Annotated in this window: 13 protein-coding genes and 1 tRNA gene; 7 read left to right on the forward strand and 7 right to left on the reverse strand. The window is 72.1% G+C overall.

Annotation, left to right across the window (positions count from 1 at the left end; translation table 11 throughout):
* Entirely contained in the window at positions 1 to 1,464 is a 1,464-nt protein-coding gene (locus tag D9598_RS14355) for a GntP family permease (protein ID WP_198367206.1), read from the forward strand.
* Between the two features lie 10 nt (positions 1,465 to 1,474).
* Here D9598_RS14355 and D9598_RS14360 read toward each other — a convergent pair whose 3' ends face one another.
* The 7 genes from D9598_RS14360 to D9598_RS14390 all read right to left on the reverse strand — a co-directional run bounded on the left by D9598_RS14360 (position 1,475) and on the right by D9598_RS14390 (position 9,695).
* Positions 1,475 to 2,167 carry a response regulator gene (locus tag D9598_RS14360; RefSeq protein ID WP_198367207.1) on the reverse strand — a complete coding sequence of 231 codons (693 nt, stop codon included), beginning with the start codon at positions 2,165 to 2,167 and terminating at the stop codon, positions 1,475 to 1,477.
* Entirely contained in the window at positions 2,164 to 4,818 is a 2,655-nt protein-coding gene (locus tag D9598_RS14365) for a sensor histidine kinase KdpD (RefSeq protein WP_198367208.1), read from the reverse strand. The genes D9598_RS14360 and D9598_RS14365 overlap by 4 nt, the downstream gene beginning before the upstream one ends.
* A gap of 15 nt (positions 4,819 to 4,833) precedes the next feature.
* On the reverse strand, positions 4,834 to 5,394 hold the full coding sequence (gene kdpC / locus D9598_RS14370; protein ID WP_198367209.1) for a potassium-transporting ATPase subunit KdpC: 561 nt from the start codon (positions 5,392 to 5,394) through the stop codon (positions 4,834 to 4,836).
* 3 nt (positions 5,395 to 5,397) lie between these two features.
* Positions 5,398 to 7,422, reverse strand: coding sequence for a potassium-transporting ATPase subunit KdpB (gene kdpB / locus D9598_RS14375; RefSeq protein WP_198367210.1), 2,025 nt, complete (start codon positions 7,420 to 7,422; stop codon positions 5,398 to 5,400).
* An 11-nt stretch (positions 7,423 to 7,433) separates the two neighbouring features.
* Positions 7,434 to 9,131 carry a potassium-transporting ATPase subunit KdpA gene (gene kdpA, locus D9598_RS14380; protein ID WP_198367211.1) on the reverse strand — a complete coding sequence of 566 codons (1,698 nt, stop codon included), beginning with the start codon at positions 9,129 to 9,131 and terminating at the stop codon, positions 7,434 to 7,436.
* A 4-nt stretch (positions 9,132 to 9,135) separates the two neighbouring features.
* A complete protein-coding gene (gene kdpF / locus D9598_RS21655) occupies positions 9,136 to 9,324 on the reverse strand; it encodes a K(+)-transporting ATPase subunit F (RefSeq protein ID WP_198367212.1) in 189 nt (62 codons plus the stop codon).
* A 296-nt stretch (positions 9,325 to 9,620) separates the two neighbouring features.
* Positions 9,621 to 9,695: transfer RNA gene (locus tag D9598_RS14390), tRNA-Gly, on the reverse strand.
* A 168-nt stretch (positions 9,696 to 9,863) separates the two neighbouring features.
* Here D9598_RS14390 and D9598_RS14395 point away from each other — a divergent pair.
* The 6 genes from D9598_RS14395 (at position 9,864) to D9598_RS14420 (ending at position 14,094) form a co-directional block, all read left to right on the forward strand.
* Entirely contained in the window at positions 9,864 to 10,418 is a 555-nt protein-coding gene (locus D9598_RS14395) for a YbaK/EbsC family protein (RefSeq protein WP_198367213.1), read from the forward strand.
* 82 nt (positions 10,419 to 10,500) lie between these two features.
* Positions 10,501 to 11,439 carry a tetratricopeptide repeat protein gene (locus D9598_RS14400; RefSeq protein ID WP_198367214.1) on the forward strand — a complete coding sequence of 313 codons (939 nt, stop codon included), beginning with the start codon at positions 10,501 to 10,503 and terminating at the stop codon, positions 11,437 to 11,439.
* 17 nt (positions 11,440 to 11,456) lie between these two features.
* Positions 11,457 to 12,122: an LON peptidase substrate-binding domain-containing protein gene (locus D9598_RS14405; protein ID WP_198367215.1), complete on the forward strand. Its 666-nt coding sequence runs from the start codon at positions 11,457 to 11,459 to the stop codon at positions 12,120 to 12,122.
* 51 nt (positions 12,123 to 12,173) lie between these two features.
* Positions 12,174 to 12,401, forward strand: coding sequence for a Trm112 family protein (locus tag D9598_RS14410; RefSeq protein WP_198367216.1), 228 nt, complete (start codon positions 12,174 to 12,176; stop codon positions 12,399 to 12,401).
* Entirely contained in the window at positions 12,401 to 12,772 is a 372-nt protein-coding gene (locus tag D9598_RS14415; protein WP_198367217.1) for a gamma-butyrobetaine hydroxylase-like domain-containing protein, read from the forward strand. Before D9598_RS14410 ends, D9598_RS14415 begins: the two co-directional genes overlap by 1 nt.
* Positions 12,769 to 14,094 (forward strand): FAD/NAD(P)-binding protein, encoded by a 1,326-nt coding sequence (locus D9598_RS14420; RefSeq protein ID WP_198367218.1) that lies wholly within the window; start codon positions 12,769 to 12,771, stop codon positions 14,092 to 14,094. Before D9598_RS14415 ends, D9598_RS14420 begins: the two co-directional genes overlap by 4 nt.
* The last annotated feature ends 315 nt before the right edge of the window (positions 14,095 to 14,409 follow it).

The following is a 14,409-nucleotide window of genomic DNA, read 5'->3' on the forward strand; positions in this document are numbered from 1 at the left end:
ATGGGACTTCTCGGAATCCTTCTGGGACTGGCACTCCTCATGGGGCTGGCCTTCCGGGGCTGGAGCGTGCTCCTCCTCGCGCCGGCCGCGGCCCTCATCGCGGCAGGCTTCGCCGGCGAACCTCTGCTCGCGAGCTGGACCCAGACCTTCATGGGTGGCGCCGCGGGCTTCATCGCGCAGTTCTTTCCGCTTTTCCTGCTGGGTGGGGTCTTCGGCAAGCTGATGGACGACAGCGGGTCGGTCACCGCTATCGCCAACGGCATGACGGCCCGGCTCGGCACGAAGCGGGCCATCCTGTCCGTGGTGCTGGCCGGCGCGCTCGTCACCTATGGTGGCGTGAGTCTCTTCGTCGCTTTCTTCGTGCTCGCCCCGATGGCGCATGCGATGTTCCGGGCGGCGGATATCCCGCACAGGCTCATGCCGGGCGCAATCATGCTCGGCGCTTCGACCTTCACCATGTCGGCGCTGCCGGGCACGCCCGCCATCCAGAACGCCATCCCGATGCCCTTCTTCGGTACGTCACCCTGGGCCGCACCCGGGCTCGGCATCATCGCCGCGATCGTCATGGCGGCCCTCGGCCTCTGGTGGCTGGACTATCGCGAGAAGCAGGCGCGCAAGGCCGGGGAAGGCTACAGCCTGTCCGATCCGGACGGGCGGGAGGCCACGGAGCGGGCCCTCGACGATTCCGTGGTTCGCGAGCATGGCGCGATCTCCACGGAATTCGATCCGGCCGAAATGCGGCATGGCGAGCACGGCCGGAGCGAACCGGGCTTCTGGACCGCCCTGGCCCCGATCGGCGTGGTGCTGATGGTCAACCTGCTGATGACGGCGGTCGTCCTGCCGCGCATGGATACCGGCTTCCTGGCCGATCCGCGCTGGGGCGGCACCACGATCGGCGCGGTCGCGGGCGTCTGGTCGGTGGCCCTGGCGCTCTTCGCGGCCTGCCTGGCCGTGGTGCTGCTGAACCGCGCCAACCTGCCCTCCCTGCGCGCCACGCTGGATGCGGGCGCGAACTCCGCCGTCCTGCCGGTGCTGGGCGTCGGCAGCCTGGTCGGCTTCGGCGCGGTGGTGGCCTCCCTGCCGGCCTTCGGGATGGTGCGCGACCAGGTGCTCGGCATCGGCGGCGGGCCTCTGGTCTCCCTGGCGGTGGCGACGAACGTGCTGGCGGCGCTGACGGGATCGGCCTCGGGCGGGCTGACCATCGCGCTCGACACGCTGGGCCCGACCTATCTCCGGATCGCCGCGGAGCAGGGGATCGATCCCGGCCTGCTGCACCGCGTCGCGGTGATCGGCGCCGGCACGCTGGATGCCCTGCCGCACAACGGCGCGGTGGTCACGCTCCTCGCGGTCTGCGGCTCCGATCACCGGAACAGCTACCTGGATATCTTCATGTCCAGCGTCGTCAGCGCCCTGGTGGCGCTGGTGGTCGTGATCCTGCTGGGCAGCCTGATCGGCTCCTTCTGATCCGGGGGGATCACGGCGGCTCTCCGAAGCGATACCCCACGCCCGGCTCGGTGCGGATCAGCTTCCCCCAGGGTCCGAGCTTCTGCCGCAGATGGCCGACATAGACGCGGAGGTACTGCGCCTCCCCGGCCTGCGCCGGGCCCCAGACCGAGGAGAGCAGCTGCCGGTGCGTCAGGACGCGGCCCTCGCCGCCACGCACCAGAGCGGCGAGCAGATCCCATTCACGGGGCGTGAGATGCAGGGGGTCGCCGCCGTCGAGGCGGGCGAGGCGATGCGCCAGATCGACCTCCAGCCCGCCGACGCGCCGCAGCGTGGCCTGGGCCTCCGGCGCGCGCTGGCCGGTGCGGCGCAGCGCGGAACGGATGCGGGCGAGCAGCTCGGCCAGCGCGAAGGGCTTCTCGATATAGTCGTCTGCCCCGGCATCCAGCGCGGCGACCTTCTCCGCCTCGTGATCGCGGGCCGAGAGAATGAGGATCGGCGCCTCCGTGAAGGCGCGCAGCCGGGGGATCATCGCCTTCCCGTCGCCATCCGGCAGGCCGAGGTCCAGCAGCACCAGCGCCGGCGCGCGCTCGGCGGCCATGCGCATGCCCTCGGCCACGGTCCCGGCGCGCAGCGGCCGGTAGCCCGCCGCCTCCAGCGCGGCGGCGAGGAAGCGATGGATCTGCGGTTCGTCATCGACGACGAGGATCGAAGGTTCCGTCATGTCGCGGGAAACCGGATGACGATGCGCGTGCCGCGCGCCTCCGCGACCGGGCTCTCCGCCGCGATGCGCCCACCCATCGCCCGCACCAGGCCGCGGCAGATCGCCAGGCCCAGCCCGCTGCCCGCCGCCACGCGATCGGTGCGCGTCGCGCGGAAGAACGGATCGAAGATGCGGTAGAGATCGCCGGCATCGATGCCGGGCCCGTCATCCTCCACGGCGATGACGGCCTCCGCGCCCTCGCGGCGGACCTGCACGGCGACCCGGCTCCCCGCGGGGGAGAACTTCAGCGCGTTGTCGAGCAGATTGGCCAGGACCTGATCGAGCAGCACCGGATCGAGCCGCGGTGCCTCGGGCCGCGATTCCGCCTCGATGGAGATGGGCCTGCCCCGCGCCTGGATGGCCCGCGCGACCGCCGTCTCCACCGCCTCGACAAGATCGACCGGCTCCCTGCGCGGCTCGATCTGGCCGTGCTCGATCCTGACCATGTCGAGGATGTTGGCGATCCAGCGCGAGAGGCGTGCCGCTTCCTCCTCCGCCGTGGCGAGCAGATCGGCGCGTGTCGCGTCGGACAGCACGGGGCCGGCGGTCCGCAGCGTGGCGATCGCGCCGCGAATCGAGGTCAGCGGCGTCCTCAGGTCATGGCCGAGCGAGGTCAGCAGCGCGCTGCGCAGCGACTCGGTCTCCGCGCGCGCCTCGCCGCGCGCGCGCTCCTCCATCAGCTCGGCGCGCTCCAGCGCCACGCCAGCCTGGTCGAGCAGCGCATCCAGCGCGCGGTCGGCCTCCGCCTCCAGCGGCCCGCCCTGTGACGCGCGCAGCCCGACGAGCCCCGCCAACCCGCGCGCCGTGCGCATGGGGCGGAACTGCCACGCGACCGATGGCAGCGTGTCGGTGCCGCGACCGGCCGCGCGGCGGTTCGCCACCGCCCAGCGCGCCGCGGCCATCGCCGCCTCGTCCGGCTCGGCATCAAGCGGCACGGCGGCGCGCAGCACGGGCTCCGGTGCGGTCTCGCCGGGCAGCGGCGGTAGCAGCAGCAGGACGCAGGACGGCGCGCCGGCGATGCGCGAGGCTTCCTCGGCGATCGCCTGCACGATGTCGGCCCTGTCGCCCGGGACACCGAGGCGGCGGCTGAACTCCACGAGCCGGCGCAGCCCCAGCATGCGCGCCCGCGCCGCGCGGACCGAGCGGCCGAGCCGGCCGGTCGTCCCCGCCAGCAGCAGCGCGACCAGCGCGAAGACGATGACGCCGAGGACATCCTGCGGGCCGGCGATGGCGAAGGTGTGGCGCGGCGGCAGGAACAGGAAGTTCCAGCACAGGAAGGCCAGCACCGCGGCCACGCCGCCCTGGACGGGACCGAAGCCGACCGCGGCCGCGACGATCGGCACCAGGTAGACCATGCCGAGCGCGGCCTCCGGCACCTCGGGATCGAGCGCGAGCCCGACGCCGGTGGCCAGCGCCACCAGCAGCGGGGCCGCCGCCCAGGCCAGCCAGGGGGGCACGGCGCGCGGATCGGGCGCCACGCGGCGCGGCGGCCCGGCGGGCGTGGGCACGAGGTGCAGCGTGAAATCCCCGGCCCGACGCAGCAGGAGGCCGGAGAGGGTGCGCCCCGTGGCCAGGCGCCAGAAGGGGGGCCGGCCGCGGCCGATCACCAGATGCGTCACGTTGCGCGCCCGTGCCTCGCGCAGGATGGCGGCCGGCACATCCGCGGCGATCACCGTCTCCGCCGTCGCGCCGAGTTCCTCGGCCAGCCGCAGCATCGCGCCGGGATCGCCGGCACCGGGGGCGGCGGGGCGTTCGACATGCAGCGCGAGCAGCGGCGCCTTCAGCGCGTCGGCGATGCGCCGGGCCTCGCGCACGACCGTCTCGGAGGCGGGATCGGCGCCGACCAGCGCCAGGACGCGCTCGCCCGCCGGCCAGGGACCCGGGATGGCATTGGCCCGCATGTAGCCGGTGACATCGGCATCGACGCGCTCCGCCGTGCGGCGCAGCGCCATCTCGCGCAAGGCGGCCAGATTGCCCTCGCGGAAGAAGCCCTTCAGCGCGCGGTCGGCCTGGTCGGGCCGGTAGATGCGGCCCTGGCGCATGCGCTCGATCAGCTCGGCGGGCGGGATGTCGATCAGCTCGATGGCATCGGCCTCGGCCAGGACGCGGTCCGGCACCGTCTCGGCGATGCGCACGCCGGTGATGCGCGCCACCGCCTCCGAGAGGCTTTCCAGGTGCTGGACGTTCACCGTGGTCCAGACCTCGATCCCCGCCGCGCGAAGCTCCTCGACATCCTGCCAGCGCTTCGGATGGCGGCTGCCCGGTGCGTTGCTGTGCGCCAGCTCGTCCAGCAGCAGGATCTGCGGCCGCCGCGCCAGCGCGGCATCGAGGTCGAACTCCTCCAGCATCTGGCCGCGATAGGCGATGCGCGCGCGCGGCAGCAGAGGCAGTTCGCCGATCGCGGCCTGGGTCTCGGCACGTTCATGGGCCTCGACGAGGCCGATCAGCACATCCGCGCCGCCCGCCCGCCTGCGCCGCGCCTCGGCCAGCATCTCCATAGTCTTGCCGACACCGGGCGCGGCACCCAGAAAGACCTTGAGGCGCCCGCCTTCCGCCTTTCGCGCCAGGGCGAGCAGCGCGTCGGGATCAGGGCGGGCGGGCTCGCTCGGCATGGGCGGGGAATAGCATCACGTCCCGGCCAGCGCGTCGAGCGCCAGGTTGAGGCGCAGCACATTCACGCGCGGCTCCCCCAGCAGACCGAGTTCCCGGCCCTCGATGTGCTGCGCCACCAGGGCCGCCAGCCTGTCCTCCGGCAGGCCACGCGCCTGCGCGACGCGGGCGATCTGCCGCGCGGCATTCTCCGGGCTGATATGCGGATCGAGGCCGGAGCCGGACGCGGTGGCGGCATCGGCCGGCACCGTGGGGCCGCCGACCGCCGCGACGCGCTGCCGCACGCTGTCGAGCAGCGCCGCCGAGGTCGGGCCAAGCTGCGACGCGGCGCCGGCGGCGGCGTTGTAGGGCTCCGGCGCGGTCGCCGAGGGGCGCGGATGGAAGTAGCGCGGCCCGGTGAAGGCCTGGCCGATGAGCGCCGAGCCGACGACGCGCCCGTCGCGCCGGATGAGGCTGCCACCGGCCTGGTCCGGAAACACCAGCCCGGCGATTCCGGTCATGGCGAGCGGCATGGCGATGCCGAGCAGCGCCGTCAGCAGCAGCACCATCGCGACGGCGGGACGGAGGATGGCGGTCATGGTTCAGGCGAGTCCCAGGAGCTGGAGGATCAGATCGATGAGCTTGATGCCGAGGAACGGGGCGACGACGCCGCCAAGCCCGTAGATCAGCAGGTTCCGCCGCAGCAGCGCGGCGGCGCCCACCGGCACGTAGCGCACGCCGCGCAGCGCCAGCGGCACCAGCGCCACGATGACCAGCGCGTTGAAGATGACCGCGGCCAGGATGGCGCTCTCCGGGCTCGCCAAGTGCATCACGTTGAGCACCTGCAGCTCCGGATAGCTCGCCACGAAGATGGCCGGCAGGATCGCGAAGTACTTCGCCACGTCATTGGCGATGGAGAAGGTGGTCAGCGCGCCGCGCGTGATCAGCAGCTGCTTGCCGATCTCCACCACCTCGATCAGCTTGGTGGGATCGCTGTCGAGATCGACCATGTTGCCGGCCTCGCGCGCCGCCTGCGTGCCGGTCTGCATGGCGAGCCCGACATCGGCCTGCGCCAGCGCCGGCGCGTCGTTGGTGCCGTCGCCGGCCATCGCAACGAGCCGGCCTTCCGCCTGCGCGCGGCGGATATAGGTGAGCTTGTCCTCCGGCGTGGCCTCCGCGATGAAGTCGTCCACCCCGGCTTCGGCGGCGATGGCGGCGGCCGTCAGGCGGTTGTCGCCGGTCACCATGACGGTGCGGATGCCCATGCGGCGCAGCGCGTCGAAGCGCTCCCGCATGCCGGTCTTGACGATGTCCTTCAGCTCGATCGCGCCGAGCAGGGTCGCGTCCCGGGCCACCGCCAGCGGTGTGCCGCCGGCGCGCGCGATGCGATCCACCGCCTGGGCGAGCGGCGGCGGCACCGCCACGCCGAGGCTGCGCGCCAGCGCGTCCACCGCGCCCTTGCGGTAGCGCCCCTGCGGCAGGTCGAGGCCGGAGATGCGCGTCTGCGCCGTGAAGGGCACGGCCACGGCGCCGGGCGGCGGGCCATCGGCCAGAACGCCGTGGCGGTCGCGCGCGAAGGCCAGGATGGAGCGCCCCTCCGGCGTCTCATCCGCCAGGCTCGCCAGCATCGCGGCCTCGGCCAGTTCGTGCTCGCCCACGCCGGGCGCCGGGACGAAGGCGGCCGCTTGCCGGTTGCCCAGCGTGATGGTGCCGGTCTTGTCGAGCAGCAGCACATCCACGTCGCCCGCCGCCTCCACCGCACGGCCGCTGGTCGCCAGCACGTTGAAGCGCACCAGGCGGTCCATGCCGGCGATGCCGATGGCCGAGAGCAGGCCGCCGATCGTCGTCGGAATCAGCGTGACGAGCAGCGCCGCCAGAACGGCGACGGAAGGCGGCCGGCCGTTCCAGCTCGCCAGCCCGACCAGCGTGGCGACGGCGATCAGGAAGATGATCGTCATGCCGGTCAGCAGGATGTCGAGTGCGATCTCGTTCGGCGTCTTCTGCCGGCTGGCGCCTTCCACCAGGGCGATCATGCGGTCGAGGAAGGTGGCGCCCGCCGCGGCGGTGATGCGCACCACGATCCAGTCGGAGACGACCAGCGTGCCGCCGGTCACCGCGCTGCGGTCGCCGCCGGACTCGCGGATGACGGGCGCGGATTCGCCGGTGATCGCGGCCTCGTTCACGCTGGCGATGCCCTGGACGACCTCCCCGTCCGAGGGGATGAGCTCACCGGCCTCGACCAGCACGAACTCGCCGACGCGGAGGTCCGTCGCCGGTCGGTTCTGCCACAGGCTGCGGTCGTCCTCGCGCAGCAGCACCCTGGCGCTCGCCTCGCCACGGCCGCGGCGCAGGCTTTCCGCCCGGGCGCGGCCGCGGCCTTCGGCGACCGCCTCGGCGAAGGTCGCGAACAGCGCGGTGAGCCAGAGCCAGAGCGCGATGCCGGCCTGGAAGCTCCAGGCATCGCCGAGAAAGGCGGCGCGGATCGCCAGCAGCGTCACGAGGATGGAGATGACCTCGGTGACGAAGATCACCGGGTTCCGCACGAGATGGCGGGGATTGAGCTTGCGGAGGGCATCGGTCCCGGCACGCCGCAGCGCGTGCCTGCCCAGGGCGGATGTCGTTTGCATGATCAGGGACCTCAGAAGGTCTTGCCGGCGAGCAGCACGAAGTGCTCGGCGAGCGGCCCAAGGGCGAGGGCGGGCATGAACTGCAGCCCGCCCAGGATGAGGATCACGCCGGCGAGCAGCCCGGCGAAGAGGGGACCATGCGTCGGGAACGTGCCGGTGGAGGCTCCGAGCTTCGGCTTCGCGGCGAGCGATCCCGCGATCGCCATCACGGGAACGACATAGGCGAAGCGGCCGAGCAGCATCGCGATGCCGAGCGTGGTGTTCAGCCAGGGCGTGTCGGCGGTCAGCCCGCCGAAGGCCGAGCCGTTGTTGCCAGTGGCCGAGGTGAAGGCGTAGAGCATCTCGCTCAATCCATGCGGCCCGGCATCCTGGATGGAGGAGACCGCCGAGGGCAGCACCAGCGACACCGCGGTGAAGCCCAGGATCGAGGCCGGCAGCACCAGCACGGCGAGCATGGCGAGCTTCACCTCCCGCGCCTGCACCTTTTTGCCGAGATATTCCGGCGTCCGGCCGACCATCAGCCCGGCCACGAACACCGCGAGCAGCACGAAGACAAGCATGCCGTAGAGGCCCGAGCCGACGCCGCCCGGCAGCACTTCGCCAAGCTGGATCAGGACCATCGGCACCAGGCCGCCGAGCGGCGTGAAGCTGTCGAGCATCGCGTTGACCGCGCCGCAGGACGCGCCGGTCGTGGAAGCGGTGAACAGCGCCGCCAGCGCCATGCCGAAGCGCAGGTCCTTGCCTTCCATGTTGCCCTGGGCGGGATCGACGCCGGCGGCCAGGTGCAGCGGGTTGCCGCCCGCCTCGGCCGCATAGACCAGCGCCGTGGCGATGAGGATGTAGCCGAGCATCACGCCGAGCAGCGCGCGGCCCTGGCGGACGTCGCCGACGATATGGCCGAAGGTGAGGGCCAGCGCGAAGGGGATCACCTGTTGCGCCCAGATCTGCAGCGCGGTGGCCAGCGCCGAGGGTCCTTCGAAGGGATGCAGCGCATTCACCCCGAAGAAGCCGCCGCCATTGGTGCCGAGGTGCTTGATCGCGACCTGGAAGGCCACCGGCCCCAGTGCGATGGTCTGCGTGCCGCCTTCCAGCGTCGTGGCCCCGGCCGCGCCGACCAGTGTCTGCGGCATGCCCATGGCGACAAAGACAAGCCCGACGACGATGCTGAGGGGCAGCAGGACATACAGGGTGATGCGGAGGAAATCGGCCCAGAAGTTGCCGAGATTCTTCACGCCACCGGCCGCGAAGGCGCGGCAGACCGCCAGCGCCAGCGCGATACCGGTGGCGGCGGAGAGGAAGTTCTGCACCGTCAGCCCCGCCATCTGGCTGAGATGGCTCATCGCGGCCTCGCCGCTATAGGCCTGCCAGTTGGTGTTGGTCACGAAGCTCACCGCGGTGTTGAAGGCGAGCCAGGGCGACAGCCCGCCGAAACCCTGCGGGTTCAGGGGCAGCGCGCCCTGCAGCCGCAACAACGCATAGAGCAGCACGAAACCGCCGGCATTCGCCGCCAGCATGGCCAGCACATAGGCCTTCCAGCCCATGCCACGTGCGGGATCGATCCCGGCGGCTTGGTAGAGGGCGTGCTCCAGCGGCGCGAGCCAGGCGACACGTCCGGCCGCGACGGCGTCGATGTAGCGGCCGAGCGGGATCGCGGCGGCGATCACGCAGGCGAGGACGAGCGCGATCTGCGCCCAGCCGATCCAGGTCATGGAATCACAGGTCCTCGGGGCGCAGCAGCGCCCATACGAGATAGAGAAGCAGGCCAGCCGCGACGATCCCTGCCAGGAGAAGCTCGGACATGGCGGCTAGACGCGTTCGCAGGCGACAGCGTAGGCCGCCATCAGGGCGAGGATGCCGACGCCCAGCGCCAGCAGGAGCAGATCGATCACGTTTGTGCCTCATGCGTCGACCGAAGGGTCAGCGCAGATCTAGGCGGGAGGACCGTAAAGGATCGATGCCGGTTCGCGGCGCCCTACATAAAGAACGCATAAAGACGCGCCGTCCGCACAGGCGGTCTGCCGCATCGCCGCGGGGCATGGTCAGCCAGTCCGGTGATCCATCGTGTCGGGGGGCAAGGCCGGAAGGGCCGCTGTTCGCGCGACGGGGCTTCGTGGCGCGTTCCGCCTCAGCGGCCCCGGAAGCAGAAAGGGCCCGCCGAAGCGAGCTCTTGCTAAACGCCTGTGTTTCCTGAGGAAATCTGGAGCGGGCGAAGGGATTCGAACCCTCGACCCCAACCTTGGCAAGGTTGTGCTCTACCCCTGAGCTACGCCCGCGCTCCGTATCGGCGTGGGGCGCGATATGTCATGCGTCCGGCGGCTCCGCAAGTCCCCGTCGCGGCCGGGCGAGAAAAATTCTGCATGGCGTGCGCCGCCGCGCGGGGAAGGGTGGGGGGCCGCGCGCGGGCCTCATCGGGACCGGCGCGCTGTGGCATAAGCCCTGGCATGTCCGAAACCCTCCCCCCTCTCTCCTCCGGCCTGGCGCCCGAGACGCCGGAGGGACTGCTCGCCCGCCTGGACCGGCTGGGCATCCCGGCCCGGACGGTGACGCATCCGCCGCTGCACACGGTCGCCGAGAGCAAGGCGCTGCGCGGCGCCCTGCCGGGCCTTCACGTCAAGAACCTCTTCCTGCGCCCGAGGGCGCCGGGCCCCTACCTGCTCCTCGTGCTGGAGGAGGACCGCCAAGTCTCGGTCAACGCCCTGCTGCGGGCGCTCGGGGCGGGGCGGGGGAGCTTCGCCACGGCGGCCGAGCTCTGGTCGGAACTTGGGGTGGCGCCCGGGTCGGTCTCGCCCCTGGGACTGGTCAATGCGCGGCCCGGCCGGGTGCGGGTCGCGATCGACACCCTCCTGCTGCGGGGCGACGGGCCGCTGAACCTGCATCCGCTGACCAACACCGCCACCACGGCGCTGGCGGCGGCGGACCTGCTGCGCTTCCTGCGCGCGCTGGGACATGCGCCGGAGGAACTGCCCCTGGATGGGCAGGAACCGCCGCCGGATTGACCGGCCGGGTCCGTGCCGCCTTGCGCCGCGCCGCTTCCGGCGCATCTATGCTGGGCAGGAACTGCTGAACTGGTGCTCTCTCATGGATACTTTCCTCGATCCCAACAAGGCGCCTGCCCCCGGCGGGGGTGGCGATGTCATCAAGGATGGCGATTCCAAGTCCTTCATGCAGGACGTGGTCAATGCCAGCCGCGAGGTGCCTGTCCTGGTGGACTTCTGGGCCACCTGGTGCGGCCCCTGCAAGCAGCTGACGCCCGCCCTGGAGAAGGTGGTGCGCGCCGCGCAGGGCCGGGTGCGGCTGGTCAAGATCGACATCGACCAGAACCGTGCCCTGGTGCAGCAGCTGTCCCAGATGGGGCTGCCGCTGCAGTCGGTGCCGACGGTGGTGGCCTTCTGGCAGGGGCAGATCGCCGACCTGTTCCAGGGTGCGTTGCCCGAATCGGAGCTGAAGAAGTTCATCGAGGCGCTGCTGAAGCTGGCCGGCGGCCAGATGCCGGCGGCGGATCTGCTGGCCGAGGCCAGGCAGGCGGCCGAGACGGGCGATCAGCAAACCGCGCTGGAACTCTTCGCCGCCCTGGCGCAGCAGGAGCCGGAGAATGCCGAGGCCCTGGCCGGCCTGGCCCGCACGCTGATGGCGATGGGTGAGGAGGAGCGTGCGCTTCAGGTTCTCGACGCCGTGCCCGAGAAGCTGCGCGGCCACGCCGAGATCGCCGGCGTGAGGAGCGCGCTGGAGCTGGCGGCGGAGGGCCGCAAGGCGCGCGAGCGGCTCGCCGAGTTCGAGAGCCGCCTGGCCGCCGATCCGGACGACCACGCGGCGCGGATCGAGCTGGCCGTGGCGCTGAATGCCATGGAGCAGCGGGCGGAGGCGGCGCAGGCCCTGCTGGAGGCGATCCGGCGCGACCGCGCCTGGGGGGAGGAGGCGGCGCGCAAGCAGCTGCTGAAGTTCTTCGAGGCCTGGGGGCCCATGGACCCGGCCACCGTGAAGGCGCGGCGCGGGCTCTCGACCCTGCTGTTCCGCTGAACCCGGAAAGCCGGGGCATGGATCCCTTCCATCCCCGGCTGTCCGATCTGCCGGAGGAATTTCCGGTCTTTCCCCTGGCCGGGGCCCTTCTGCTGCCGGGCGGTCGCCTGCCGCTCAACATCTTCGAGCCGCGCTTCCTGGCCCTGACCGAGGCCGCCCTGGCCCGCGGGCGTCTCTTCGGCATGATGCTGCCGGACCCGGCGCATCCGCGCGTCGACGGGCAGTCCACGATCTTCTCCGTCGGCTGCCTGGGGCGCATCGCCTCCTTCGCCGAGACGGGGGATGGCCGCTACCTGATCACCCTGCTGGGCCTCATCCGCTTCCGGGTCCGCCGGGAGCTGCCGGTCCACCCGCGCGGCTACCGGTCCGTCAGCGCGGATTTCAGCGCCTATGCCGCCGATTTGGCCCCGGCGGAGGCATCGCCGGCGGGCATCGACCGGCCACGGCTGGTGGCGGCGATGCGGACCTATTTCCAGGCGCGGCGGATGGAGGTGGACTGGGAGGCGGTGGAAGGCCTGTCGCTGCCCGTGCTCGTCACCACGCTGTGCATGATCTGCCCCTTCGGCGGCGCTGAGAAGCAGGCGCTGCTGGAGGCGCTGGACCTGCGGGAGCGCGCCACCCTGCTGCTGGCGCTGATGCGGATGGATGCGGCCGGCCCCGCCGCCGGCGCGCGGCCGAGCTGAGTGGAGGCGTGAGTTGACGGCGGCGGCGGCGCGGCGCAGGAATCGCCTGATATGAGCAACGCGCACGACACCGCCCCCTCCGCGCCCGCTGGCCAGCCCGCCGGCGGGCCCGTCGATCCCCGCCTGCTGGAGATCCTGGTCTGCCCGGTGACCAAGGGCCCGCTGCGCTACGACCGCGAGCGCGGCGAGCTGGTCAGCGAGAAGGCCGGCCTGGCCTACCCGATTCGCGACGGCATTCCGATCATGCTGCCGGACGAGGCACGACAGCTCGGCGCCTGATGGCGGCGCCCATCGAGATCCGGCTGCGCCGGGAGGAGAAGCGCCTGGACATCCTGTTCGGGGATGGTGCCGCCTTCTCCCTTCCGGCCGAGTACCTCCGGGTGGAGAGCCCCTCGGCCGAGGTGCAGGGGCACGGGCCGGAAGAGAAGCGTCTCGTCGCCGGGCGCCGGTTCGTCGGTATCCTGAGCGTGGAGCCTGTCGGCCATTACGCGATCCGGCTCGTCTTCGACGATCTGCATGACAGCGGCATCTACACCTGGATCTACCTGCGCCAGCTCGGCGAGGAGCAGGCCGCGCGGTGGGCGGCCTATGAGGCGGCCCTGGCCGCGCGTGGCCTCTCGCGCGATCCGCCGGGACGGAGGGGACCGTGAGAATTGGCATCCTGGGCGCCGGCTTCTCGGGCACGGCCCTGGCTCTCCAGCTGATGGCGCGGCGCCCGGCGCCCGAGGTCCTGCTGTTCGAGCCCGGCCCTCCCGGCCCCGGCCTGGCCTATGGAACCCGGGAGCCGGAGCATCTGCTGAACGTGCCGGCGGCGGGGATGAGCCTGTTCCCCGACCGGCCGGGCGACTTCTCCGAATGGCTGGCGGCGCGGCGGCCGGAGATCCGGACGGAGGATGGGCCGGTCTTCGCCCCTCGCGCCCTCTATGGTGCCTATCTGCGGCAGGCCCTCACCGCTGCCCTGGACGATCCGGCGGGGCGGCTGCGCCACCATTCCGAGGCGGTGGCCGAGGTGATGCCCGGGGAGAAGGGCGGCTTCCGGCTGCGCGGCGCCTCGGGCCTTGAGGAGAGGGTGGACCGGCTGGTCCTGGCCCTGGGCGGTTTCGCCTCCGGGGGCGGCGCGCCGCCGCATGTCCATGGCAATCCCTGGGACCCCGCGGCCCTGGAGGGATTGGCGCCGGATGCGCCCGTGCTCCTGCTCGGCACCGGCCTGACCATGGCCGATATGGTGCTGGCGCTGCGGGCCCGGGGGCATGAGGGGGTGGTAACCGCCGTGTCACGCCATGGCTGGCCCCCGCTATCGCATGTCGCGGGCGCCTTTCCATCGCCCTGGCCCGTGCGCCTTCCCGCGGGCGCCGGCGTGCTGGAGGTGATGCGCCTGCTGCGGCGGGACGTCCGCCGGGCCGCGGCGGCCGGCCAGCCCTGGCAGGCGGTCATCGACGGACTCCGGCCGCAGGTGCAGGCGCTCTGGCAGGGCTGGGATGCCGGAGAGCGGGCGCGCTTCCTGCGCCATGCCCGATCCGTCTGGAACCTGCACCGGCACCGCCTGGCGCCGGCGGTGGCCCGGCGGCTGGCCGAGGAAGAGCGGCGGGGGCGCCTGCGTTTCGAGGCGGCGCGCCTGGAGGGCTGGCAGGTCGAGGGCGGAGAGGTTGTGGCCCGGCTTCGGCGGCGTGGCGGGGAGGGTGTGTCGCGCCGGGCGGCTCGGATCATCCTCTGCACCGGCCCGGAGGGCAGCCATGCCTGGCGCGAGGCGGCCCCTTTCCCCGCTTTGCTGAGCCAGGGGCTGGCCCGGCTGGACCCCCTGGGGGCGGGCCTGGCCGTCCGGCCGGACGGCGCGGTTTTGGAGGTGTCGGGGCAGCCGGTGCCCGGCCTGTTCGCCATGGGTCCGCTGACGCGGGGCGCCCTTTGGGAGATCACCGCCGTGCCCGAGATCCGGGCGCAGGCCCTGGCTTTGGCCGGGCATCTGGCGAGCTGAAGAGCCTGCCGCTCCGCTGGAGCGGAAGCGGTCATGGCAGCCCTGTCCGGCAGGCGCGGCTGAATCCGCGTTGGCCACGGAATCCTGTTTGACAGTCCTCGCGGCGGGGCCTAGAAGCCGCCCCCTGCCGCTGACCCGGCGCTGGTGACAGCAGAGGGACAGCGGGAGGCGCCGAAAGAAAAACTTCGGCGGGTGTGTTGACCGGCGAAATAGATTTCGCTAGAAGGCACTCACCGCCGACGAAGTTTCGGAAGGCGAAGCGAAAGACTGAAAAAACCGGCTTTACTTCGAAAGTCGATCCGGTTATTAAGGTCA

The organism is Roseomonas sp. KE0001 (genome assembly GCF_016107285.1).
Taxonomy (GTDB): domain Bacteria; phylum Pseudomonadota; class Alphaproteobacteria; order Acetobacterales; family Acetobacteraceae; genus Pseudoroseomonas.

Excerpts from the sequence above, each read along its gene's own strand:
- D9598_RS14355 (WP_198367206.1), top strand. The coding sequence starts at position 1 with ATGGGACTTCTCGGAATCCTTCTGGGACTGGCACTCCTCATGGGGCTG.
- D9598_RS14360 (WP_198367207.1), bottom strand. The coding sequence starts at position 2,167 with ATGACGGAACCTTCGATCCTCGTCGTCGATGACGAACCGCAGATCCAT.
- D9598_RS14365 (WP_198367208.1), bottom strand. The coding sequence starts at position 4,818 with ATGCCGAGCGAGCCCGCCCGCCCTGATCCCGACGCGCTGCTCGCCCTG.
- kdpC (WP_198367209.1), bottom strand. The coding sequence starts at position 5,394 with ATGACCGCCATCCTCCGTCCCGCCGTCGCGATGGTGCTGCTGCTGACG.
- kdpB (WP_198367210.1), bottom strand. The coding sequence starts at position 7,422 with ATGCAAACGACATCCGCCCTGGGCAGGCACGCGCTGCGGCGTGCCGGG.
- kdpA (WP_198367211.1), bottom strand. The coding sequence starts at position 9,131 with ATGACCTGGATCGGCTGGGCGCAGATCGCGCTCGTCCTCGCCTGCGTG.
- kdpF (WP_198367212.1), bottom strand. The coding sequence starts at position 9,324 with ATGAGGCACAAACGTGATCGATCTGCTCCTGCTGGCGCTGGGCGTCGG.
- D9598_RS14395 (WP_198367213.1), top strand. The coding sequence starts at position 9,864 with ATGTCCGAAACCCTCCCCCCTCTCTCCTCCGGCCTGGCGCCCGAGACG.
- D9598_RS14400 (WP_198367214.1), top strand. The coding sequence starts at position 10,501 with ATGGATACTTTCCTCGATCCCAACAAGGCGCCTGCCCCCGGCGGGGGT.
- D9598_RS14405 (WP_198367215.1), top strand. The coding sequence starts at position 11,457 with ATGGATCCCTTCCATCCCCGGCTGTCCGATCTGCCGGAGGAATTTCCG.
- D9598_RS14410 (WP_198367216.1), top strand. The coding sequence starts at position 12,174 with ATGAGCAACGCGCACGACACCGCCCCCTCCGCGCCCGCTGGCCAGCCC.
- D9598_RS14415 (WP_198367217.1), top strand. The coding sequence starts at position 12,401 with ATGGCGGCGCCCATCGAGATCCGGCTGCGCCGGGAGGAGAAGCGCCTG.